The organism is Vibrio sp. 10N.222.55.C6, assembly GCF_041473395.1.
GTDB classification, from domain to species: Bacteria; Pseudomonadota; Gammaproteobacteria; order Enterobacterales; family Vibrionaceae; genus Vibrio; species Vibrio crassostreae_C.
Genome location: NZ_JBFRSD010000693.1, coordinates 1 through 382, shown reverse-complemented (window position 1 = coordinate 382; position 382 = coordinate 1). Strand labels below are relative to the sequence as shown.

1 pseudogene is annotated in these 382 nt (G+C 42.4%); it reads right to left on the bottom strand.

The features are described from left to right. Positions 1–382, bottom strand: a pseudogene (locus AB4486_RS25680) (AAA family ATPase); the annotation flags it as partial.

The following is a 382-nucleotide window of genomic DNA, read 5'->3' as shown; positions in this document are numbered from 1 at the left end:
GCTTATACCAACGAGATCTTTCGGTAAACATGGGAAAAGTGGCACTTTTAAAAGCGTGTGCATTTGAGACAAACGCTCAAAAAAACCGTCTTGAAGCTCTACCTCTTTATCAGCAACGACGCTCATCCATAAAGCTTCATAATCTCGCTGATTAAGTGGCTTGAATTCAATCTTGTAACCCAAACGACGTAAAAAGGCAGGATCGCTTATTTTCTTGGGGTTTAGATTGGTAGAAAAGGCAAGAGTTAATACAAATGGCATCGTTATCTGCTGACCATTAGGCAACGACAAATAGTCGAATGAGTACTCCATCGGTACAATCCAACGGTTAAGAAGCGCATCCACCGGCATGGGCTGACGACCAAGGTCATCAATGATAAAG